The organism is Acinetobacter sp. YH12108 (assembly GCF_013419055.1).
GTDB lineage: Bacteria > Pseudomonadota > Gammaproteobacteria > Pseudomonadales > Moraxellaceae > Acinetobacter.
The window spans coordinates 1-24221 of the sequence record NZ_VPAW01000015.1; the positions used below are offsets into that span (position 1 = coordinate 1).

Here is a 24221-nt window from a genome sequence, read left to right on the forward strand (position 1 = left end):
ATAATTCAAGTGAATTTGTTTGAAAGAAGAACTTTAAAAGCTTTATTTTCACCCGATAAAATACCCATAAAACAAGAGGAAGCTCATTTGAGCTTCCTCTTGTGAAAAATTGTGGGACAGCAATGGCATATAGCGCCTTTTTTATTGTCTGTATTTTCTTTTATATCCAGTTTAAACAAAACAACATTTGCTTACCCAAATTTCCATAAAAATCAGGCAGACTCGAAAATATTCGAAATAAAATAATATAGAAGGATGTTTCTAATGACTCAAGTGATTGTGGTGCATGGCTATACCGCAAGTCCTGAAGAAAACTGGTTTCCATGGATTCAGGAAAAAGCCCAGCAGGAACATGTCAGCTTGAAAGTACTCAGACTTGACCCGTCAACTACGCCAAAACTGGAGGTCTGGGAACAGCAAATGCGTGAACAGATTGACGGGATTGACGAAAACAGTATTTTTATTGCGCATAGTCTGGGATGTCTGGCTGCATTACATTATTTAAGTCGCGAATTAAAAAATCAGAGAATCAAACAACTGGTATTAGTGGCCGGTTTCAATGGCCGACTGGGACGTCTGGAAGAAGTTAATCCGTTCATTGACGCTGCTGAAGTAGATTTTGATTTACTGAAACGTCAGATTGATGAACGTGTAGTGATTTATTCGGAAGGTGATGATCGGGTTCAGCCTGACTTTAGTCTGGAGCAAGCGGAAAGTCTGGATGCAATTGTAGTCTGTGCCGAGCATCAAGGACATTTTATTAATTCGCAAGGCTGTACTGAACTGCCGGAAGTCTGGCAAGTGATTCAGCCTTATCTGATTCAATCTTCCACTGAATAGGGAGGATGATGAACAGATCGGTTCAATGATGACAGGATGAAATTAAATAAGGAATATTGAATTTCATCCGCTAATAATTAAAAACTTAACTTTTGTCGGAGCATTTTGCTCTCAATATAATAAGTACAATGCTATGAAAAATATAACGAAGAAAGTCTATATCGTGCCTGACTATCAGGCAACCTCAAATGACCATTGGTATCCATGGTTAAGCCGGCAGATCAAAGACGCCGGGTTCGAGGCCAAACGGATCATGCTGGCCAATCCTTTTCAACCCGATCTGGAAGAATGGCAGCACAACCTGAAACTACAGATTCCGTACCTGGATGAGCATAGTTTCATTGTTGCGCATGGCTTGGGTGGCTTAAGTGCTCTAAAGTTTCTCGAAGAACACTATAACCGTACACAATTGAAAATTGGCGGGCTCATGTTAGTCGCAGCTTTTGATACACCACTGGTGGCCTGGTCGGAACTAAACAAAATGGTGCAGGCAGTAAAGTTAGATCTGAACAATCTATCACATGGCGCCAAACGTTTTGTAATGCTGCTTTCCAGCAATAATCCTTATGTGCCTGCACCGATTTCGTTGCGTTTGGGCCATAGCCTGAATGCACAGATTTTTGAAATCAAAAATGCAGGGCATTTTAACAAGCTGGATGGCTATGCAGATTTTTCAAAGTTGCTCGAGCTGCTCAAACTGTGTCTGGCAAATGATCTGCAAAATGCTGCAGGCCTTTAAGCAATAAGTCTGGTTCAATAATAGGCTGAAACCGTTCGAGATGCTGGGCAAAGAGCGCAGCATCTCCACCGGTCAGGATCAGCTGTGCCGGAAAATCTTGCAGTACTTTTTCAATGGTACTGAGCAGACCGAATAAAATGCCATGATGTACGGCATCAATGGTATTGCGCCCAGGACTGAGTTCCTCGAAAGCTGCATCCGGGATTTTAATACCTTTGGTATTCTGGATCAGGGAGTCGCGCTGTAAATACAGATTCGGCAGGATATAACCACCGAGATGTTTCTGACCTTGGGCTAGATCAATGGTCAGGGCAGTCCCGCAGCTGATGACACAATAATTTTTCTCAGCTGACTTGGCAACGGCCAGCACCTGCAACCAGCGGTCAATCCCAAGCTGGGAAGGATCATCATAGCCACAGATCAAACCGGCATAGCGTGCCTGTACCTTGGCAAAAACCATAGGAATGTTCAGGCAGGTCAGAATCGATTGAATACGGACATTATTCGCTTTGTCCAATACTGAAGAAATTCCGACCTGATGCAGACCCAAACTTTTAAAGTGCTGAATCAGTCCTAAAAGTAAGTCGGCAGGAGATTGCAAATGCATTTCCGCGGCATGCTCAATGATCTGGTTCTGCTCCGTAATCCAGTACTTGAGTCGTGTATTGCCGATATCCAACCATAATTTTTTCATTGAGTTATGCCTGATTAGCCGCCGTTTTTAAGACGGAGTTGCCCCTGATAAAATGTCTGCGTACCTGCATCCGTTTCAATAATGACTGCACCATCGTCTTGAATGCCGAGGAAAGTTCCGGAATATTGGCCTTGAATATCGGTAAATTCAACTGTTTGCTGGAAAAATGCAGCATATTGGTTAAACCGTGCCGGCAGATTCTGACTGCCATAATTAAACCATTCCCCCGCTTGCTGAATAGCCAGATACAACTCGGCAATCAGATCTACACGTGAAGTATGTGGTAGTCCCAATTCAGTCAGAGAGGTGACCTGCTGGTCTGGAATGCTTTCCATGAGTGGGCTGATATTGATCCCGACACCAACCACCACCTGTTGAGTCGAAATCGGTTCAATCAGAATGCCACCCCATTTCCCCTGCAGGCTGTACAGGTCATTGGGCCATTTCACCTGCAAGTCCAGGCCTTTTAGGCTTGGCATTTGCAGGATATTTAATGCAATTTCCAGTGCCAGGCGACCATCGATTACTTTTTGTGTATGCAGCAATGTGCTTAAATAGATGTTCCCCTCAGGAGAAATCCACTGACGTTGACGCTGTCCACGTCCCTGGGTTTGCACGCGGCTACACACCAGTACCTGTTGTACCCCTTTGGTTGCCAGTTCCCGGACATCGTCATTGGTCGATGTGGTGATCGGCTTGATCAGCAACACTTCAGGGAGTTGGCCTGCTTGACTTAAACGTTGCTGCAGTTCGCGAGTTTCTACATCCATTTGAATCTAAACGTGGTAAATGTCGTTATGGAGTTAATCATATATTTATTGATTGGTGCAATTGCAGGATTTGCCGCAGGCCTGTTTGGCGTTGGTGGTGGTCTGATTATCGTGCCAATTCTGTACATTGTTTTTACCCAGCTCCAGTACGATCCAAGCGTGATTATGCATATGGCAGTCGGAACTTCTCTGGCCACAATTATTGTGACCTCAATCAGTTCGGTGATGGCACATCATCAGAGAGGGGCAGTGTTATGGAATGTGGTGCGTAATCTGGCACCCGGCCTGGTCATTGGCTCATTCTTAGGAGCTGGAATTGCAGATTATTTATCGGGTCAGGGTCTGCAATTGCTGATTGGCTTCTTTGCAGTCTGGATTGCCTTCAGAATGTTTAGAGGTGCGCATTATCAGGTTGATCCGAACCAGAAATTGCCTTCAGCCGCATTACAGCTGGCAGCGGGTGGCGGCATTGGCGTGGCATCGGCCATATTCGGGATTGGTGGCGGCAGTTTGACTGTGCCTTTCCTGAATCGTTGTGGTGTCGTCATCCAGAAAGCAGTAGCCACTTCTGCTGCCTGCGGTTTGCCGATCGCAGTGGCTGGTGCCTTAGGTTTCATCTGGTTTGGTCAGAAAGCTGAAGTCGAAGTACCAAATACGATTGGTTATATTCATATTTATGCGTTTATTGGTATTAGTGTGATGAGTTTTATCACTGCAAAATTTGGTGCAAAAGTGGCGCATTTATTATCACCAGTTCTATTAAAAAAATGTTTTGCGGCCTTATTGACTACAGTTGGTCTGTATTTTATCTATCAAGGCTTTACTGCCTGAACTACTCATTTTTTATCAGCTAAATTTTTTGAGGAGAATAGGTCACTATTCTCCTTTTTCTTTGACTGGGTTGGCTGTATAGACACAAGATTGTCTGACAATGTCAAAGTATTTTCTGCAAAAAAGCCGTTTAATAACTGAAAAGTCATCCAGAATGACTGCACTTGCATCAATAAAAATAAGACAGGAACAGTATGCAACAACAAGAAGCACACAGTTTGTCTGAACAGATTGCCAAGCATATCAGTGAACAGATTATCCGGGGTGAACTGGTTGAAGGCGAACGCATCCAGGAACTCAGAATTGCATCGGAACTTGACGTCAGTCGGGGATCAGTCCGTGAAGCCTTGCTCTTGCTTGAACGTACCCAGCTGATTGAAATCTTCCCGCGTCGTGGCGCCATTGTTTCGGAAATGTCGGCCATGCAGGTTCGTGCCCTGTTTGACCTGACCTCTTTATTGCTGGGGCAGATGGTACATCGCATGGCAGAGACCTGGCGCAGTCATGAGGCAGAGCGCATTCAGCTATTATTAGAACAATTAGAAGCCGAAACCCGCCAAGGCCATATCGAAAAGTTTTATGATTTGATCTTTCAGGGAATGGCCCAGCAACAGGAGATGGTCGGTAATCTTTACCTGATGCGCTACTATCAGGAACTGCTGCCATCTTTACGCCGTAGCTATTTTCTGACCCTGAATATTTCAAGACGTGAGCTACAGGAATCTTTTGAATTATTTAAACTGGTGACGGAGGCGATTTTAATTCGTAAATCCCATCAGGCGACGTTATTTATGGAAGATTTTTGTCGACACTTGCGCAACCTTGTGTTGGAATCTCTGACACGGATGAAACAAATTGAACTCGCGTGGGCCAGACGCTCACGACGTTAAATCAGGACACTATGCGTTTAAGCAGTTTAAAACTTTCAGGCTTCAAATCTTTTGCTGACAGTACCACCTTACACTTCAAGGATAACCGGACTGCAGTGGTGGGACCCAATGGTTGTGGTAAATCAAATGTGATTGATGCCATACGCTGGGTGATGGGTGAGTCCAGTGCGCGCCAACTACGTGGTGGCAGCATGCAGGATGTGATTTTTACCGGAACAGCCAAGCGCAAACCGGTGGGCATCGCCAGTGTAGAACTGCGTTTTGATAATACTTATGGCAAGCTGGGCGGTGCGTATAATGCCTATAATGAGCTGGCAGTGCGTCGTCAGGTCAACCGTGATGGCAAGTCTGAATATTTCCTGAATGGCACTAAATGCCGACGTCGTGATATTACCGATATTTTCTTGGGAACCGGTCTGGGGCCGCGTTCTTATGCAATTATTGAACAGGGCATGATTAACCGTCTGGTAGATGCCAAGCCGGAAGAAATGCGGGTTTTTATTGAAGAAGCTGCCGGGGTTTCCCGTTATCAGGCACGTCGCCGCGAGACCATGCTGCATCTGGATCACACGACGCAGAACCTGTCGCGTCTGGAAGATATTGCCTCTGAACTCAAGTCTCAGCTTAAAACCTTGAAACGCCAGTCAGAAACTGCCATTCAATATAAGGAACTGGAAGGCCAGATCCGTACCATCAAGATTGAAATCCTGTCGTTCCAGTGTGAGCAGAGCCAGCGTCTGCAAGAAGAATATACTGTGCAGATGAATACGCTGGGCGAGAATTTTAAGCTGGTACGTTCTGAATTGACTACTGTTGAGCATGATCTGGGAGCGACCAGTGAACTGTTCCAGCGCTTGATTCAACAGTCCACACCGCTACAAACTGAATGGCAACAGGCTGAGAAAAAGCTCAGCGAACTGGAAATGACCCTGCAGCAAAAGCAGTCCTTATTGCAGCAGAACTCAAGCAGTCTGGTGAAGCTGGAAGAACAAAAAGCACAAACCAAAGAACGTTTACAGCTGATTGAATTGCAACTGGACACCCTGCATCAACAACTCGAAGATCAGACTGCACAATTGCAGCAGCAGGAAGGTCAAAGTCAGGAACAAAACCAGGGTCTGACTGATCTGAAATCCCAGCAAGGCACAATTGCTGCCCAGTTTGCTCAAATTAAAACCCAGGTTGAGCAACAGCAACAACGTAAACAGCAAATGCTGGCGCAAAGTGAACAGCTGGCTAAAAATATTGTCCGGATTGAACAGCAAAAAGAAACCTTGCAACAGCAGGCAGCACAAATTCAGCAGCAGGCGCAGCAAGATGAGCTGGAACAGTATCAGACTGATAGAGCTGAAACTGAACAGCAAATCACTGGCTTTGAGACTCAGCTCAAAACACTGAAAACTGAGCTTGAGCAGCTACAGGCAGAACAGGCAGGTCAGCAGCAATTGCTCATACAGATGAAATCAGAAATTCAGGTACTGCATTCAGAACGGAAAAACCTGAGCCAGTTACTGACCAAAGCCAATCCAAACGCCAAAGCGGATGCGGTGCAGTTAATGCAGGTGTTGAAGCTGAATCCACAGGCCAAAGCTCATGCCAGCCTGATTGAAAAGTTCCTGGCGAAATGGCTTTCTGCACAAGTATTAGAAGAAACTGAGCATTTTTTGAAAAATAGTGCACGCCAGCTCAAAGCTCAGATGATACAGGATAATATTCAGCTTGATGGACTCCCTTGTCTAGCAGACTGGATTGAAGCACCTCAATACTCACTCTGGCAACAGGTGGCCGTAGCTGAGAACTTTAAACAGGCACTTGGTTTACAAACGCAGTTGCATACAGGCCAGTCGATCTTAAGTCTGGATGGCTATCATGTCGGACCCGACTGGATGATTGCACTGGACTATGATGAAGCCAGTCAGGCGGGACAAGGGGCACTGAGTCATCGTATTCGTCTGGATGAAATCGAGCAGCAACTGATTCAGCTTGAACCAAAATTCGCAGATCTAGAGCAACAGCTTCCTGAGTTAAATGCTCAAGTGAAAGCTTTACAGAGCCAGATTCAGAGCATCAATGAGCAGCAGAAGCAGGCACAAAAGCAGTTACAACAGCTTGATCTGAATATTGCTAAAGTCCAGAGTGCGACACAGGCCTTTGCAGTACAGAAACAGCAATTGCAGAACCAGTTACAGCAACTGGACGAGCAACTGGAAGAAGATGCGATGCAGAAAGACGATCTGGAAATTGATCTGCATGCACTGAATCTGAAACTGGAACAGGCACTGCCAAATTACAAAACCTTGCAATTCCAGCTGGAAGAACTCAATGCCCAGCTGGAAGACTCACAGCAAGTCACTCAGCAGGCGCAGCAGGAATTAGAATTACTGCGCCGTCAAACGGTACAAAGTCAGCAGCAGGCTGAACTGCTGGAAAAAGACCAGCTGTTTTTAAAAGAGCAATATCAACAGATTATTGCGCAAATAGAACAGGCCAAAAAGTTTGTCGATCCGGTACAGCTGGAATTACCTGCTTTACAGAGCCAGTTCAATGAACAGGCACTGATCACGGAAAAACTGCAAAAAACCTGGGCAGACTGGCAGATCGAGCTGAATCAGATCCAGAGCAAGCAGCAGCACCTGACTGAGCAGCGCCATACTTTCCAGCAGCAAGATGAACAATTGCGTACTGAACTTGAAGCCAAACGTCTGGCCTGGCAGGCAGCAAAATCCGATTTACAGCATTATTCAGAGCAGCTGAAAGAGTTGAATAGTGAAGTAATTTCAGGGCTAAATATTGATGTAAAAGTACATCAGGCTAAACTGGAAAAAGCACAGGCTCAATTCGATAAACTGGGTGCGGTGAATCTGGCAGCTTCTGAAGAGTATGAAGAAGTTTCGAAACGCTATGGCGAACTCAGCCATCAGATTCAGGACCTGGAAAATACCGTTGAACAGCTGCAGGCAGCAATGAAAAGTATTGATCAGGAAACCCGCAAGCTGTTTATGAATACTTTCGATCAGGTCAATGCCGAGCTGCAAAACCTGTTCCCGAAAGTATTTGAGGGTGGTGAGGCGAGTTTAAGTCTTGAAGATGGATGGCAATCGGGTGTAAAACTGATGGCACGCCCACCAGGCAAGCGCAATAGCTCACTGGCATTGCTTTCTGGTGGTGAAAAGGCTTTAACCGCATTAGCACTGGTCTTTGCAATTTTCCGACTAAATCCGGCACCGTTCTGTGTACTGGATGAAGTCGATGCACCGCTGGACGATGCCAATGTGGGACGTTTTTGTAATTTAGTCAAAGAGCTTTCTGAACAAGTGCAATTTATTTATATTACCCATAACAAACTTGCAATGATGATGGCGACTGATCTTTTAGGTGTAACCATGCCTGAACCGGGAACCTCAAAATTAGTGACAGTAAATTTGGAACAGGCAAAAGAATACGGCTTAGCTGCGGAGGTATAACATGGAAATCACCACAATTATCGGGATTGTTATTGCAATTGTGATTATGCTATTCGGCATAAGACTGATCTTGAAAAAACCTGCGGAGGCTGTACCGTCACTGGATGCGGATCTTCATATTGATCCTGACAGCCAGACTCCGGTTATTCCAAGGCATGTACGATCTCAACTGTCTAAAACCGAAAGTCCGGCAGCTGCACGTGTTGAACCGAGTCTGAATGAAGAAGTGGTAGACAACATTGCACCTGAGACAGAACAAAAAGAAGCAGTCAAAGTAGAGCCAACTTTGACTGAAACCGCCCAGCCAGAAACCAAAGCAGCAAGTCCGCTCGATACACAGGTGGTTGCAGAGGAAGCAGCCAAAACAGAAGAAAACACTACGTCAGCTGAACAAGAAAACAAGCCTGAAACAGTAGAAGTAGCAGAAGAAGAAAAAGAGCCCAAAGCCGCTGAATTTAGCCTGAATAGTAATATTGAAAAAGCTGAAATTTCTGACTTTAATGATGAAAGCAGTATTCTCGATGCACATCTCCATGAGCAAAAAATTGTGGATGAAGAATGTTCGCTGGCTAATGCTGAAACGATTATTTCATTGCATGTTTATCCACAAGGCCGTGCTCTTTCAGGTGAAAAAACCTTAAAAGTTTTACTGAAATATGGCCTGCGTTATGGTGAGCTGGCATGTTTCCATCGCTATAGTGAAGATGGCTCGAAACTGCTATTTTCGGTATTACGTATGGCAGATACCGGTATGGAAGGTTTTGACCTAGAAACCCTGTCGACTGAAGAAGTGAAAGGTCTGGCGTTCTTCCTGGCTTTACCGCATAGCGATGTGCAGAATGCCTTCGATACCATGGACAGCATTTCTCGTCTGATTGCGCGTGAAGTGGATGGTCTGGTTTATGATCAGAACCAGCAGGAAATGACCCCACAATTACGTGAATTCTGGCGTCATCAGGCGATTGATTATCGTGCTGGACAGACTGCAGAAGTTTAATATTCCAATATTGAATCTGCAGAATCCGATTTTTATAATAGCGAAAAGCTGAATATTGTATAGGGCGGATTTTCCGCCCTTTTTTATGGTGAAATTATGACCCAAGATGCCACTGTCATTGCGCAAATGCGTCAATTGATTCAACTGATTGCCAAGCATAATCATGCTTATTATGTGATGGATCAACCTACGATTGAAGACAGTGAATATGATCAGCTCTTTCATCAGCTCAAAGCTTTAGAAGAACAATATCCACATATACAGCAGCCAGACACACCGACAGTCAAAGTAGGTGGTCAGGCACTTTCCAAATTTCTGACCGTAACGCATGCGGTGCCAATGCTGTCTTTGGGCAACGTGTTTAATCAGGATGATCTGTTTGCTTTTGCGCGCCGTATTGAAGAACGCTTACCCAATCAAAAGATTGAATACGATGTTGAGCTGAAATTTGACGGTCTGGCAATTTCCCTCTGGTATGAACATGGCGTACTGGTTCGTGGTGTCACCCGTGGTGATGGGGAAACTGGAGAAGATATTACCCAGAATGTCAAAACCATCCGTAACCTGCCGAAATTCCTGTCTCCAGTGAATGGCGTGATTCCAGAATTACTGGAAGTGCGTGGCGAAGTGCTGATGCCGAAATCCGGCTTTGAACGCCTGAATGCGGCCAATGCAGCGAAAGGTGAAAAAACCTTTGCCAATCCACGTAATGCCGCGGCCGGCAGTTTACGCCAGCTTGATCCGAATATTGCAGCTTCTCGACCTTTGGCTTTCTATGCCTATGGGATTGCCCAGTGTGTACCGCATCATGGTCAAACCACGATGTCAGCCAGTCTGGAATGGCTACAGCAGTTTGGCTTTGCTGTTGGTGAGCGGCATTTTATCTGCAGTAGCATCCAGGAAGTGCAAAAAGTTTACGAGCAGATCATTGAAGAACGTTCAAAGCTTAGTGTCGAAATCGATGGTATGGTCATTAAGGTCAATGACCTTAAACAGCAACAGAAACTGGGTTTCTTGAGCCGTGAACCACGTTGGGCAACGGCTTATAAATTCCCGGCAGTGGCTGCATTGACCACTGTTGAAAATATTGACTGGCAAGTGGGTCGTACCGGGACTCTAACGCCTGTAGCACGGTTGAATCCGGTTGCTGTGGGCGGCGTGACCGTTTCCAATGTGACCCTGCATAATATTGGTGAAATTCATCGTCTGGATGTGCGTATTGGTGATACCGTCAGCGTTTATCGTAGTGGTGACGTGATTCCTAAGGTTGAAAAAGTCTGGCCAGAATTCCGTCCTGCCGATGCGGTAGAAGTGTATTTGCCAGAGAACTGTCCAGTCTGTGATTCTCCTGTGGTCATGCCAGAAGGTGAAGCACTGGCACGCTGTTCAGGTGAGCTGTATTGTGCAGCGCAGCGCATTGAGACCATCCGTCACTTTGTTTCACGTAAGGCCATGGATATCGAAGGTTTGGGCGATCGCTGGGTAGAGTCATTGCTACATCTCAATCTTTTAAAAGATGTTTCGGATATTTATCACTTGCATGAGCATCGTGAGCAATTGCTGCAAATCGAAAAAATGGGTGAAAAATCCGTGCAGAATCTCATTGATTCGATTGAAAACAGTAAGAAAACTACATTGGCAGCGTTTATTTATGCACTCGGTATTCGCGGTGTAGGTGAAACGACAGCACGTATGCTGGCCAATACTTTCCAGACTCTCGACGCTTTGCGTAGTGCTGATGTAGACGCTTTAAAGAAAACACCGGATGTTGGTGATATTACCGCAGAATGGATTGTTGATTTCTTCCAGGCACCGCATAACCTGGAAGTATTGGATCGCTTGTTGGCTGCCGGTATTCATTGGGATGCGCCAATTGCACCAACGCGCCAACCACTGAATGGTGAAAGCTGGGTAGTGACTGGAACTTTAAGTTCTATGGGTCGTGATGAAGCGACGCAATTACTGCAAGCCTTAGGTGCACGGGTCAGTGGCAGTGTCTCTAGCAAAACCAAATGTGTGGTGGCGGGTGAAAAAGCGGGTTCTAAGCTCGATAAAGCAGAAAAACTTGGTGTGCCTGTGATCAATGAAGAACAGTTTATTGCCTTGATGAAAGAGCATGGGCAAATCGAAGAATAATCAGTTCTAAACAATGACTCAAATAAAAAAGACACCCAGGATGATGAATCTTGAGGTGTCTTTTTTATTGCTAGTTCAAAACTATAGGTGAATGAGAGGGGAGGATAGACAAATACAAGGACGGGTTCGGTAATGTAAGTTGAATTCACGTACAATAGATTCATTTGCAGGTATAGATCCTGCCTGATTGATTCTGTTCTCCCTTTGATGATTGGCATACACATGGCGCAAGCAAAGAAATCTTTTCCGCAACAAAAATCGCAATTACATGCACGAAATCTGCATCGCAGTCGTTACGATTTTCCTCAGCTGATCAAGACTTGTCCGGAACTTGCGCCTTTTGTCAGCCCGAATCAATACAACGATCTTTCAGTCAATTTTTCTGATCCACTGGCTGTGAAAATGCTCAATAAAGCATTGCTCAAGCATTTTTACGGCATTCAATATTGGGATATTCCTCAAGATTATCTTTGCCCACCGATTCCGGGTAGAGCCGACTATATTCACTATTTGGCTGACCTGTTAAGTCTCAATAATAACGGTCAGATTCCAACAGGACACGCCGTTCACGTATTAGATATTGGGGTAGGGGCGAACTGTATTTATCCGATCATTGGGCATCGTAGTTATGGTTGGAAATTTGTCGGCTCAGACATTCATTCGGCATCGGTTAAAAGCGCTCAATTTATCGTGGAGGCAAATCCGAATCTCAGGAAGGGGATTCAGATTCGATTGCAGAAGACACCGAGCAATATCTTCAAAGGTGTGATTAAACCTTCAGATCGTTTTGATTTGACCCTGTGTAACCCACCATTTCATGCTTCGCAAGATGAGGCAAATGCCACAGCAACGCAAAAATTACGCAAACTTGGCAAACCGGTTGATCGGTCTAAAGTGGTGTTAAACTTTGGCGGACAAAAGAACGAGCTGTGGTGTGACGGTGGAGAAGAACGCTTTGTTTGCCAGATGGTACAAGAGAGCACACAGTTTGCTGAGCAATGTCTTTGGTTTAGTACACTGGTTTCTAAGAAAACCACATTACCTATGCTGTTAAATACCTTGAGTAAGTGCGGTGCAGTGGATGTAAAAACTATTAAAATGACGCAGGGGCAAAAAGAGAGTCGTTTTGTGGCTTGGACTTTTCTAGATACAAAGCAACAGCAAGCGTGGAAAAATGCGCGTTGGACTTCTGCTTAGCTTGTTTTTATGCAGGAATAGTGAGCTTGTGGGCGCATAAGTCGGTGTAGTAGCTCAAATTTAATCTGACAGACACCATAAAAAATCGGTCACTGTCAGATCAGGTTTGAGCTCGTACAATTAAGGAATATATTTCTTCACCACACCATCATCCAGCAATTGCTGGAAATGTTCGACCAAGCTTTCTTTTACTGGACGATATTCCAGACCGAGTTCATCCTTACTTTTTTGGGCATTAAAGAAAATTGGATAACCCATATTGAGTTCAACAAATTTACGGCTAAAGCCTGCCAGAGGACCAAAAATCTTGAAGGCCGTTTTTGGCAACTGGTTGCGTGGAAACGGGAATTTAGGACCAAACGCTTCACGCAGGATTTTACCCATTTCTAGCAGGCTCAAAGTCTCACTACAGATAATATAACGGCCATGCGCTTCCGGATTAAATGCAGCACGGATATGGGCTTCAGCAACATCCTGAACATCCACCACACCATTCCACATTGGTGGAACACCCAGCAAGGTCATGCCATTGGCAAACTGTTGCAGAACTTCCACACTGCCTGATTGAGTATTAGGCGTTAAGGATTCCCCAAAGACCAGTGCCGGATTGATACAGATCAGGTCCCAGCGATCCTGCGCTTCCGCCATTTCCCAAGCTTTGCGCTCAGCCATGACTTTAGAATATGGATAAGGCTGATGGGTTTCTGAACTGGTGGTATTCCAGTGAGATTCATCAAAACTGGTGTGCTCGGTTTGCAAAATATCAATCGCATCGCCATACGTTGAGGCAATACTTGAGGTGACAATCACACGTTTGACAGATTCAGTTTTATTGACGCTATTCAGCACATTTTGCGTACCCAGAATTGCCGGTTCAATAATGTCTTTGAGCGCATCTTTATAATTGGTGACCACAAAAGGTGAGGCCATATGAAAGACAATTTCACAACCTTCCATGGCTGCATCAAAAGAACCGGGCTTGAGCAGATTAGCTTCAAACAGCTTTAAGGTCCCGGGGCTGCTATCTGCAATTTGTTCTAGGTGCGTATAACTCTGGGTTTTATTCAGGTCACGTACAGTGGCATGTACGGTATAACCCTGTTTCAAAAGTTTCTGGATCACCCAACTGGCGATATAGCCAGATGCGCCGGTGACCAGAACAGGTGCTGTGCTATGTTGTAATGTCATATTTAAACCGTTGTTGTTTTGACTTCTTTCATCGTAGGCACAATTATGCATGAACCAGGCCAAACAGGTGAGTCCAAGATAAAAATAAGCAACAAGATAAGTGCTTATTAATATTTACAAAAATTAACGTTTGAATATTCCAGCTTGCTAGAATGAATAAAAACGGAACGAAAAATGCAAGATGTTGTTTTATAAATGGGATTTGGCCGAACAGAGAGCGTAAATGCAAGTGCTTCTCATTTTAATTATATAAAAATCAGACATTTACCATAATTTTGCTTTTGCAAATCAAAAATCTTTTCTCCATAATAGGATGATAAAAGCAGGGAGTAATTCAAATGCGCGGTAATCCAGAAGTCGTAGATTATTTAAATATGCTGATCGGTGGCGAACTGGCTGCTCGTGATCAATACCTGATTCACTCTCGTATGTATGAAGATTGGGGTCTGACTAAAATCTTTGAACGCATCGACCATGAAATGCAGGAAGAAGCACAGCATGCAGATGCCCTGATCCGTCGTGTCCTTTTTCTTGAAAGTACGCCAAATATGCAGCGTGATGACATCGAAGTTGGTGAAGATGTGGTGACCTGCCTGAAAGCTGACCTGAAGCTTGAGTATCATGTCCGTGAAAAGCTGGCTCAAGGGGTCAAACTTTGTGAAGAGAAGGGCGATTATGTGACCCGTGACATGCTGCGCCAGCAAATGTCGGATACGGAAGAAGATCATACTTACTGGTTAGAAAAACAGTTACGTTTGATCGAGCTGATTGGTCTACAAAACTATATCCAGTCACAAATGTAAGATATTGAATAATCAAAAAACCCAGCAGATGCTGGGTTTTTTGATTCTATAGACTTAAGAATTGTTGTTACTGACAATTCCGATTTTTTTCACTTCCAGACGCTGAGCCGCAGCCATCACCATCGCGATATGCTTGTATTCAGTTGCACGATCAGCCTTGATTTTAATCTGATCCTGATCGGCTTTTTGCGCCACGGTCTTGAATAAGGCTTCCAGCGCTTGAGCATTGGCCACCGGCTGATCATTCCAGAAGATCTGGCCTTGAGCATCGAGACGCAAATTCACAATCTCTGGCGGTTTTTCCTCAGTCGGTGGTGGTGTACCATTCGGCAGGTTGATATTAATCGAATTATTCGGCAATGGAATAGTGATAATAAACATAATCAGCAAGACCAGCATGACATCAATCAATGGTGTCATGTTGACGTCCAGCATTACATCATCATCCTGATTTGAGCCAACATTCATTCCCATAACTGGATTCTCCCTCAATCTTAAGGTGAAGCGGGCGGGGTGGTGACAAATGCAATCTTGCCAATACCTGCTTGCTGGGTAGTACTGATGACCTGATCAATCGCTTCAAAAGCTGTTCTTTGATCACCGCGAATATGCACCTCAGGCTGAGGACGTTTCTGGGCTTCTGCCTGTAAACGGGTCAGTAAAATTGCCTTGTCCGGAATATAGGATTCATTCCAGAAAATATCGCCATTTTTATTGACTGCCAGCTGGATATTTTCCGGCTTGGTTTCATACGGGACATTACGTTCTTCAGGCAGATCGACCGGTACGGTATGAATTGCAACCGGTACTGTAATCAGAAAGATAATCAGCAGTACCAGCATCACATCAACCAGAGGCGTGGTATTAATGGTACCAATGACCTCATCATCGCTGTCGTTTGAATTGACCATCATTCCCATGGTTGACCCCCATTTCTATTTTGTGTCGCGGTGAACAGGATTGTTTGAGCTGATTTCGCCGCTCAGTAGTACAGCATGCAGGTCAGAACCGAAGGTACGAACTTCTTCCATTACAGCTTTATTACGGCGAGTTAACCAGTTGTAACCAAGTACTGCCGGAACTGCCACAGCCAGACCGATTGCAGTCATGATCAGTGCTTCACCGACCGGACCAGCAACTTTATCGATTGATGCCTGTCCTGAAATACCAATTGCAGTCAAGGCATGGTAAATGCCCCAAACGGTACCAAACAGACCTACGAAAGGTGCAGTAGAACCTACAGTTGCAAGGAAGGCCAGACCACCACTCAGATGGCTTTGAATCTTGTCGACTGCGCGTGAAATAGAAATCGTAACCCAGGTATTAAAGTCGATACGCTCTAGTAAAGTACCGCCATGGTTTTTGGTTGACTTGATGCCTTTTTCAGCGATAAAACGATATACGCTGGCTTCATCCAGATTTTGCGCTGCATTATCCAGAGAAGAAGATTCCCAGAACTGATGCTCTGCTTCTTTGGCTTGTTTGCGAATCTTGCCTTGTTGCAAGCACTTGGTGATCATGATGTACCAGGTACCGATCGACATGATCACCAGAATGAACAGGGTCACTTTAGACACCATGTCGCCTTCTTTCCACATGGCTTCCAGACCATAAGGGTTGCTGGCAGGTTTTTCAGCTGCAGCAGGTGCTGGCGGTGTAGGCTCAGCGACAGTCGCAGGAGTTGGGGTTGCCGTTTCAGTGACTGTCGTTGCAGGTGTAGGGGATTCTTCAGCAAATACGGTTTGCAAAGGTAGTAAAGTACTTGCCGCAATGACACTTGCAGCAGTGATATTTTTTAAAGTGTGTCGTGCGTTTTTCATAATGAATCTCCTCATTTTGTTTTTAATCTGTTGTCTGGATCAGTCCAAGATAAATTCGTAGGGAATGTCGTACCAAGATTCTTGTGGTTCACCATTTTTCATTGCAGGTTTAAAGGTACATAAGCTGAAAGCCTTGGACGCTGCACGGTCAAGTGAACGGCTGCCACTGGATTTTTTTACTTTGGCATCTTTCACTTTGCCGTCGGTATTCACAAAGACAGAGATCAGCACATTACCTTGCTCTTCATTCATTAATGCATCACGTGGATAATCTGGACGCTTACAGCCAGCTTCACCTTGAGATACGCCGCGTGTAACGCCAGTTGGTTGCGGTGGAGCAGCAGGTGCCGCTGCAACAACTGGAGCTGGTGCAGCCACCGGACTTGGGGATGGTGTTGCTGCAGCTACAGGCGTTGGTTCTGCAACCGGTTGAGTGACTGTTGGTGTAGGCTGTGTTTTCTGTACCGGAACCACTTTTTCTACCGGTTTAACCTCAGGAACCTGTGCCACTTTTTCTACAATTTTAGGTGGCTCAGGTGGGGTTTCTTTAGGTGGCTCTGGTTCTGGTGGTTTAATATCCTGAATAATCATCAATTCAACCGGTTCTTCTGACGGTTTGATGATGTCTTTTGCCATACCTGCCATTAGCACCAGGCCCACCAGGATATGCAAGAAAATCACGACACCAATTCCAGTCAACTTTTTGGCGGAGCTTTTTTCTATGTCTTCAAACGTTGTGCTCATCATGACTCCTGGAATTTAAGACAAACAAGAAATAACGGTTTATTTCAAAGCTGATGTAGCTGCATTATTTTTTGTTTGGCTAAAATGATATGAATACTGCAAATACAGCATGGCGCTGTATTTGCAGAAAGCTTGTCTTAGAATTTGTAAGTACCACGGATGTAGTAAGTACGACCTGTAGGATCTGAGTAACGAGGGTCATAACCGTATTGGAAGTTATCCAGAACATCAGATGCAGCAGGCTCTTCATCAAAGATGTTGAGGATACCGCCAGTCAACTCCAGGTTTTTGAAGCCTTTATAAGTTGTTGCGAAGTTATAAAGTGTGTAGTCACCCACATCACGTTCGCCAGAGTAGTCTTCATAACCACGAGTGAACTGTTGTTCAAAGATCATTTTCCAGTCTTCATAAGACCAGTTCAGGTTGGCAACATGTTTCCAGCGAACTACTGCCGGGTCTTCATATTTGCCTACCAGACCAGACCATTCACCGCCTGGTTCACTTTGGTAGTCCAGATTGATCACGTAAGTACCATCAATACCGAAACCGAAACGACCAGTAGATGTTTTAGGTGTCAGGTAGTTCAGGCTCAGGTCTACACCTGAAGTTTTTAAACCGCCAGAGTTCATCAGGGTAGTACGGATGTGCTGGATACGGCCTTCGCTATCACGTATGAAACGGTCTGCATAAAGGTCTGGATTACCAAAGATTGATGATTCACCCACTGTACCTACCAGACCATCGATCTCGATATTGAAGTAGTCAGCAGTGAAGACCAGGTTTTTGATTGGTTCAAATACTAAACCAGCAGTGAATGATGTAGATTCTTCTGGTTGCAGGTCAGGTGAACCACCTTGGGTACGCTTAAACTGGGTATTACATTCAACCTGATATTTAGGTTCGACTGGCGTGCCACCTGGACATAACACAGGGTCATTGTATTTCGCACCTGTCCAGGTTTCACTGATTGGCGCGTTGATTTCGTACAAGCTTGGTGCACGGAAACCGGTGCTATAAGATGCACGGAACATGACTTCCTTCATTGGTTCCCAACGAAGACCAACTTTTGGGTTGAAGGTATCACCGAAGTCGCTGTAGTCATCATAACGGGCAGCAATTTGAGCTTCCAGGCTTGGCAAGATTGGGATCTGGAATTCAGTAAAAAATGCTGTGATGTCACGATCACCCTTACTGATTGGTTTGCTCGGATCAATACCAGAACCTGGTACTTGAGCCACGATTTCAGAGTTTACTTTTGCTTCCCAGTCCTGAGTGGTGAAGCTACCACCGAAGGCAAAGCCAACATCACCTGCAGGTAATTCAAAAATTGGACGGCTGATTGTAAAGTCTGCAGTTGTAGACTCTAAAGAGGCGATGTTAGTTTCGCCATTAATCACAAATGATTCCCAAGGGGTATCGCCTGGACGTGCTGGACCGAATGGGTTAATACGACCTTCATTCAATGCAGTTTGCAGGTTGCTACGATGTAAGTAACCCCCTGTAAACTCATCAGTTGCTTCACTTTTCGCGTATGACACGCCTGCGTTGATATCCCAGCCTAATGCCTCACCTTCAATACCTGCAAAGAAGCGGTGAGAGTCATTGGTTGACATACTTTGACGGTTGCCTGCCTGAGAACGGAGGTAAAGTTGAAGTGGGTCACCGCTTAACTCGCCATCTGTAATAGCTGGAGTAATACCATTACCTGGATAGTATTGGCTGCTTGAAGGTAAAGTCACGGTACGGCCATAAACGTCTGGTGCAATTGAAGTGGATACTTCAGAACGTGTAAACACGTATTCACCAACCGCATTTAATGAATCATTAAGCTTGAATGTCCCTTTACCTAATGCAGATAGTGTTTCAACCTGTGGTTTGATCGCAATTAAAGCCTGCGTATTCAGGTAACAGAAGCCGTCATCTGGAGAAGACCATGGAACATTATTACAGTCATCTGGGTATGGGTTACCTAAGTAACCAGTGGTTGGATCATAGATGTTTGCCGGGAAGCCGCTTGCAGAGCCGGCATTAATACCTAATTCAGGAATTACACCACCACGGCGGCTGACTTTACGCTGTTGAGCATGGATCTGGTTAGATTTACGGTAGTCCAAGACACCCATGACGTTAAAGCCATTTTCATCCAGGTCACCGAAACCACCGAAGATCGCAGCCTGTTGTTTCTCACCACCTGAATGTTCAGTTTCATGTAAGGCTCCGGTAACGCCTAAGCCATTGTATTCAGATTTGGTGATGAAGTTGATTACCCCCGCAATCGCATCTGCACCATAAACTGCAGAAGCACCATCACGTAAAATCTCAATACGGTCAATCATCGCCATAGGGATGATGTTTAAGTTGGTACTATCTGTACTGAATGCACTATAGGCAAGACGGCGGCCATTTAAAAGCACAAGCGTTTTGTCTGAGCCTAGACCACGTAAGTTGGCTGTAGAACCTGAAGTATTACTTGCACCTACGTTTTGAGCAGTAGAGAAACCAGCCTGGTTGGCGCTGACTTTTACTAAAGCTTCTTCAACAGTAGTTACACCCTGGTTCGCAAGATCTTCACCTTTGATGACGGTGATTGGTGAAGAACTTTGTGCAGCAACCCCCTTGATTGATGAACCCGTCACTGTCACTTTTTGAACTTTAGTCGGCTGTTCAGTAGATGCAGCTTCTTCGGCATGGGCCAGCGGCAGACACATCATACTTAAGCTGAGTGCGCTTAACTTGAGTAGTCTTTTGCTGACGGTTGGAGCCCCCATAGATCCGACCAATTTATTTTTTTTCATCGTAAATTTCACCCTTTTGTTATGTGAAGTAGTGCTGGGTTGATCTAAGCAAGGCGGATGCCAACTTATAAAATTTTATATTTTTATATTTTTAAGTAATTGAAAAATATTAATTTAATTGAATTTGGTTTGATTTAGTCGAGTTATACTGAAGAAAAATTAAGAAGTCTGTGTATCGAATCTGAAGAAAGAAGGAAGTGAGACCCCTGTCAAAGCAATAAATAAATATTTAATGAATAAGAAAGTAGTCCAAAAATGAGAGGGAAATTGAATAAAGTTTAATCATGGTGCATAATTTTTACATAAAATATACAATATTTTTTTAAAATAAATTATTTATAATACAAGTACTTGTGTTTATTTGTTGTTTGCCTAAAGGTATACAATAGTGCAATAAGATGAAACAGGGTTGAGTTATTTTTGTGCGAAATGAACTTTAGTGAGAATTTTAAGGATAAAAATTTAATTAATGATTCATGGAAAATATTATGTTATTCATAATGTTTTAAATAATTAATAAAAATAAACTTTTTTCAGTTAAAAACAGGAAGAAATCCCTATTTTTTGCAAGGATGGCATGAAATTCGCTTTGTTCAGTTTATTCCATCTGTCCAGCTTTGACCCATCCATTGAAGCAAATATGGGATGATGTATTTAAAACTTCCTATAGCAATAAAACTTCAAGATAAAGAATAGGTACAAATTTGAAATCAGCACTTTTTAGCATGACGATTTTGGCCTTGGCTATGAGCTCGGGGCAAACTGCCTGGGCAAAATCATCTGCACATCCGGATAAAATTTTAAACCTGGCTTTCGAAGCACCTGATGATGGTTTTGATATGGTCAAAACCTATAATTTTTATAGTGGTAGCGTAGCTGAGGCCATTTTCGAGCCTTTGTTGCGTTATGACTATCTGGCCCGGCCTGCAATTTTGGCTCCGAATACCGTCGAGTCTTTACCCGTGGTTAAACAGGATGGCAAAGTTTATACTTTTAAAATCAAGCCAGGAATTTATTTCAGTCCGGATCCGGCCTTTCAGGGCAAGAAGCGTGAACTGGTTGCTCGGGATTATATTTATTCCATGCAAAGGGTGATGGATCCGAAAAATCATTCGCCTTCTTTTTCCTTTATCGAAGGCAAAATTCTTGGCGCGGATCAAGTTATCCAACAAGCCAAAAAAACGGGCAAATTTAACTATGATGCTCCGATTGCCGGTTTAAAAGCCCTAGATAAATATACCTTACAAATTACCCTGACCCGTTCAGACCTGAACTTTCCTTACATTCTGGCCTATGTCGCTTTTGCTGGTACTGCACGTGAAGTCATCGAACATTATGGCGATCGGGTAGGTCAGCATCCAGTCGGAACAGGGGCATACCAGTTACACAAATATGTGCCGCGTAGCCGCATTGAGTTAACCGCTAATCCAAATTATCGCGGTTTTGTCTGGAACTTTAAGGGGGATGGTTCAGAGTGGGATCAACGGATTGTCAAGGTCATGCAAGGCAAGCAGATGCCACAAATTGGCAAGGTCAAAATTAGTATTATTGAAGAAGAACAATCACGCTGGCTGGCCTTAAAATCTGGACAATTAGACTATGACAAACTGACTGCAAGCGGCGCTGAACAGGCACTGGAAAATAAACAGCTGAAAAGTGAATACAAGAAAAAAGGCATTCTGCATTATCCGAATAAAGAACCGGAAATCACCTATACCATCATGAATATGCGTGATCCGGTGATTGGTGGGAACTCACTGGAAAAAATTGCACTACGCCGTGCCATTGCCTTGTCCTATAACCAGAAAGAAGCCATCCAGCAGCTATATAAGGGGCATGCTGTTAAAGCTGAAATGATTCTTCCTGAAGGCGTGGGCGGATATAACCCGAATTATAGAAGCAGTATTGCCTATAACCCATTACTCGCCAATAAACTGCTCGATCGTTTTGGCTACAAGAAAGGCGCCGATGGTTATCGTACCTTGCCTGATGGCAAACCATTGGTTCTGAAAATGAACTCGACCAGCTCAAGTTCTTCCGTCATTTCTGCGGAGCTATGGAAAAAGAACCTGGATGCAATCGGAGTAAAAGTTGAATTTAAAGTCAGTAACTTTGCCGACAATTTAAAAGAAGCCACCCAGTGCAAACATATGATGTGGGGTGGCGCCTGGATTGCAGATTATCCGGAAGGGGAAAACTTTGCTCAGTTGCTGTATGGCCCAAATGCCCAGCAAGGTAACCTGAGCTGCTATACCTCTAAAGCCTATGACGCGCTGTATCAAACTGCGATGAAACTGCCGCCTCAGCAACGTACTCCATATTATGAGCAGATGAACCGCCAGATGGAGGCCGATAATCCATGGATTTTGCACAATACCCGGGTACGCAACTGGCTGATTCACCCACAGGTACAGGGCTTTAAGGCACATCCGGTGACTAGAGCAGTTTGGCAATATCTGGATATTGAACCTGTTAAAAAATAACTTGAGAAGATTAAGAACCAGTATGAATGTGAATACAAACGCTTTAAAAAAGCTGGCCAGTGGGGTTTTAATGGCCAGTTTAATGATGGCAGGTGCTGCACCTACATGGGCTGCCAATCCCGCTAATCCAAATAAAGTCTTAAAAACGGTCTTTCCTGCGGCTGAAACCGGTTTCGACCCCGGTTATATCCATGACCGTTATTCGGCCAAGATTAACTCGGCAATTTTCGAAACCTTATATACCTATGATTATCTGGCCTCACCAGCGAAACTGGTGCCATTGACTGCGGTAGATATGCCTCAAGTCAGTGCAGACGGTTTGACTTATACCATTAAAGTTAAAAAGGGCATTTACTTTGCAGATGATCCGGTCTTTGGCGGTAAAAAACGTGAACTGACCGCCTATGACTATGCCTATTCTCTAAAGCGTCTCTTAGATCCAAAACTTAATTCACCAAATAGCTGGTTGCTGGATGGTCGGATCAAAGGGCTGGAAGCATGGACAGCCATGGCGAAAAAAAATGGCAAAGTCTATGAAAATCCATTTGAAGGTATTCAGACTCCAGATCGCTATACCTTGGTACTCAAGCTGAATAATCCGGATCAGAACTTTCCGATGTTGCTGGCCCACGGTCCAGCTGCCGCAGTTGCACGCGAAGTCATTGAAAAGTATAAAGACAAAGCTGGCTGGGTAATGAGTAAGCCGGTCGGTACAGGGCCTTATGTACTTAGTCGCTGGACACCGGGATCACGCATTATCTTAAAGCCAAATCCGGCTTACCGTGGTTTTGTCTGGAATTATAAAGCCAATAGTGCAGAAGACCAGGCGATTGTCAGTGCGATGCAGGGCAAAAAAATGCCTCAAATCGGCACCATTGATGTGCGTGTCATTGAAGAAGCCCAATCACGGATGTTGTCATTTAAGAAAAATGAATTGGATCTGGTGGAAATCGACGGCGATCTGGTCGTGCAGGCATTGGATGGTGACAAGTTAAAACCTGAGCTGGTCAAGCAAGGCATCAAGCTGTCACGCATGTTGGAGCCATCGATTAACTACCATTACTGGAATATGCAAGATCCGGTAGTAGGTGGCTTTACGCCAGAAAAAATTGCCTTACGTCGTGCGATGGCAATGGCTTTTTCTGTTGAAAATATGATTAGCGTACTCCTTAAAGGAGATGGTGCAAAACTGCACATGCCTATTCCGCCAGGAGTTGCAGGCTATTCACCCGCTTATAAAACCAGTACACCATATTCGGTCAAGGCAGCCAACATGTTGCTGGATCGCTATAACTATAAGATCGGTGCGGATGGCTGGCGGAGAACTCCTGAAGGTAAACCTCTGGTGATTGAACTGATTACTGCTAATACCAGTCGTGGTCAGCAACAGGGCGAATTCTGGAAAAAGACCTTAGATAATATTCATATCAAACTGACCAGTAAGGCCATGCCATTTGCTGAAGGCATTAAGCTGGAAAAGCAATGTAAAACCATGTTTAAAAGCTCTGCATGGATTGCCGACTATCCTGATGCAGATAACTTCATGCAGCTGTTCTATGGCAAAAACGTCAATGTCACCAATAATGCCTGCTTCAAGCATGCGGAATATGACCGTTTATATGAACAAAGTCAAAGCATGCCACCGGGTCCTGAACGGGATCTGGTTTATCGCAAAATGACCCGTATTTTGGAGGTCAATATGCCCACCATGATGCTGTATAGCACTTACCGTAATGCATTAGCGCAACCTCATGTTATTGGGCACAAGTCCCATCCGATTCTGTCCACAGAATGGATGTATATCGATATTGATACTAAAAAGTAAGAAAA

At 44.4% G+C, this 24221-nt stretch carries 19 protein-coding genes; 11 read left to right on the plus strand and 8 right to left on the minus strand.

Features of this window, described 5'->3' with window-relative positions; genetic code table 11:
- The first annotated feature begins 264 nt into the window (after positions 1–264).
- Together FTU46_RS10575 and FTU46_RS10580 are read left to right on the plus strand one after the other, a co-directional pair.
- Entirely contained in the window at positions 265–840 is a 576-nt protein-coding gene (locus FTU46_RS10575) for an alpha/beta hydrolase (protein ID WP_180104943.1), read from the plus strand.
- A 133-nt stretch (positions 841–973) separates the two neighbouring features.
- Positions 974–1579, plus strand: coding sequence for an alpha/beta hydrolase (locus FTU46_RS10580; RefSeq protein ID WP_166136715.1), 606 nt, complete (start codon positions 974–976; stop codon positions 1577–1579).
- On the opposite strand, the gene FTU46_RS10585 is transcribed toward FTU46_RS10580, so the two are convergent.
- Together FTU46_RS10585 and FTU46_RS10590 are read right to left on the minus strand one after the other, a co-directional pair.
- Positions 1533–2273 (minus strand): type III pantothenate kinase, encoded by a 741-nt coding sequence (locus tag FTU46_RS10585; RefSeq protein WP_180104944.1) that lies wholly within the window; start codon positions 2271–2273, stop codon positions 1533–1535. The two genes, FTU46_RS10580 and FTU46_RS10585, sit on opposite strands and share 47 nt — an antisense overlap.
- Before the next feature lie 14 nt (positions 2274–2287).
- On the minus strand, positions 2288–3043 hold the full coding sequence (locus FTU46_RS10590; protein ID WP_034170645.1) for a biotin--[acetyl-CoA-carboxylase] ligase: 756 nt from the start codon (positions 3041–3043) through the stop codon (positions 2288–2290).
- A gap of 27 nt (positions 3044–3070) precedes the next feature.
- Between FTU46_RS10590 and FTU46_RS10595 the strand changes: the two genes are divergently transcribed.
- The 6 genes from FTU46_RS10595 (at position 3071) to rlmF (ending at position 12558) form a co-directional block, all read left to right on the plus strand.
- Positions 3071–3874, plus strand: coding sequence for a sulfite exporter TauE/SafE family protein (locus tag FTU46_RS10595; RefSeq protein ID WP_180104945.1), 804 nt, complete (start codon positions 3071–3073; stop codon positions 3872–3874).
- 194 nt (positions 3875–4068) lie between these two features.
- Positions 4069–4764: a GntR family transcriptional regulator gene (locus tag FTU46_RS10600; RefSeq protein WP_034170647.1), complete on the plus strand. Its 696-nt coding sequence runs from the start codon at positions 4069–4071 to the stop codon at positions 4762–4764.
- 11 nt (positions 4765–4775) lie between these two features.
- A complete protein-coding gene (smc, locus tag FTU46_RS10605) occupies positions 4776–8228 on the plus strand; it encodes a chromosome segregation protein SMC (protein ID WP_180104974.1) in 3453 nt (1150 codons plus the stop codon).
- Position 8229: 1 nt separating this feature from the next.
- Positions 8230–9225, plus strand: a complete 996-nt coding sequence (locus FTU46_RS10610) for a cell division protein ZipA C-terminal FtsZ-binding domain-containing protein (protein ID WP_004783344.1) — start codon at positions 8230–8232, stop codon at positions 9223–9225.
- Between the two features lie 96 nt (positions 9226–9321).
- Positions 9322–11361, plus strand: coding sequence for an NAD-dependent DNA ligase LigA (ligA, locus tag FTU46_RS10615; RefSeq protein WP_180104946.1), 2040 nt, complete (start codon positions 9322–9324; stop codon positions 11359–11361).
- A gap of 222 nt (positions 11362–11583) precedes the next feature.
- Positions 11584–12558, plus strand: coding sequence for a 23S rRNA (adenine(1618)-N(6))-methyltransferase RlmF (gene rlmF, locus FTU46_RS10620; RefSeq protein ID WP_180104947.1), 975 nt, complete (start codon positions 11584–11586; stop codon positions 12556–12558).
- Between the two features lie 120 nt (positions 12559–12678).
- On the opposite strand, the gene FTU46_RS10625 is transcribed toward rlmF, so the two are convergent.
- On the minus strand, positions 12679–13746 hold the full coding sequence (locus FTU46_RS10625; protein ID WP_034170652.1) for an aldehyde reductase: 1068 nt from the start codon (positions 13744–13746) through the stop codon (positions 12679–12681).
- 338 nt (positions 13747–14084) lie between these two features.
- On the opposite strand from FTU46_RS10625, the gene bfr reads away from it, so the two are divergent.
- A complete protein-coding gene (bfr, locus tag FTU46_RS10630; RefSeq protein WP_180104948.1) occupies positions 14085–14549 on the plus strand; it encodes a bacterioferritin in 465 nt (154 codons plus the stop codon).
- Positions 14550–14603: 54 nt separating this feature from the next.
- Here bfr and FTU46_RS10635 read toward each other — a convergent pair whose 3' ends face one another.
- The 5 genes from FTU46_RS10635 to FTU46_RS10655 all read right to left on the minus strand — a co-directional run bounded on the left by FTU46_RS10635 (position 14604) and on the right by FTU46_RS10655 (position 19908).
- Positions 14604–15023 carry a biopolymer transporter ExbD gene (locus tag FTU46_RS10635; protein WP_004783336.1) on the minus strand — a complete coding sequence of 140 codons (420 nt, stop codon included), beginning with the start codon at positions 15021–15023 and terminating at the stop codon, positions 14604–14606.
- 20 nt (positions 15024–15043) lie between these two features.
- Complete coding sequence (locus tag FTU46_RS10640; RefSeq protein WP_005234255.1) at positions 15044–15469, minus strand: biopolymer transporter ExbD; 426 nt, start codon at positions 15467–15469, stop codon at positions 15044–15046.
- A 15-nt stretch (positions 15470–15484) separates the two neighbouring features.
- Positions 15485–16369, minus strand: coding sequence for a MotA/TolQ/ExbB proton channel family protein (locus FTU46_RS10645; protein ID WP_179992868.1), 885 nt, complete (start codon positions 16367–16369; stop codon positions 15485–15487).
- Positions 16370–16408: 39 nt separating this feature from the next.
- A complete protein-coding gene (locus FTU46_RS10650) occupies positions 16409–17113 on the minus strand; it encodes an energy transducer TonB (RefSeq protein WP_175966796.1) in 705 nt (234 codons plus the stop codon).
- Between the two features lie 137 nt (positions 17114–17250).
- Positions 17251–19908: a TonB-dependent receptor gene (locus FTU46_RS10655; protein ID WP_180104949.1), complete on the minus strand. Its 2658-nt coding sequence runs from the start codon at positions 19906–19908 to the stop codon at positions 17251–17253.
- A 725-nt stretch (positions 19909–20633) separates the two neighbouring features.
- Between FTU46_RS10655 and FTU46_RS10660 the strand changes: the two genes are divergently transcribed.
- Together FTU46_RS10660 and FTU46_RS10665 are read left to right on the plus strand one after the other, a co-directional pair.
- Positions 20634–22391, plus strand: coding sequence for an ABC transporter substrate-binding protein (locus FTU46_RS10660; RefSeq protein WP_180104950.1), 1758 nt, complete (start codon positions 20634–20636; stop codon positions 22389–22391).
- 22 nt (positions 22392–22413) lie between these two features.
- The gene (locus FTU46_RS10665; protein WP_179992870.1) at positions 22414–24216 is read left to right on the plus strand and encodes an ABC transporter substrate-binding protein; all 1803 of its coding nucleotides are present in this window, start codon (positions 22414–22416) and stop codon (positions 24214–24216) included.
- The last annotated feature ends 5 nt before the right edge of the window (positions 24217–24221 follow it).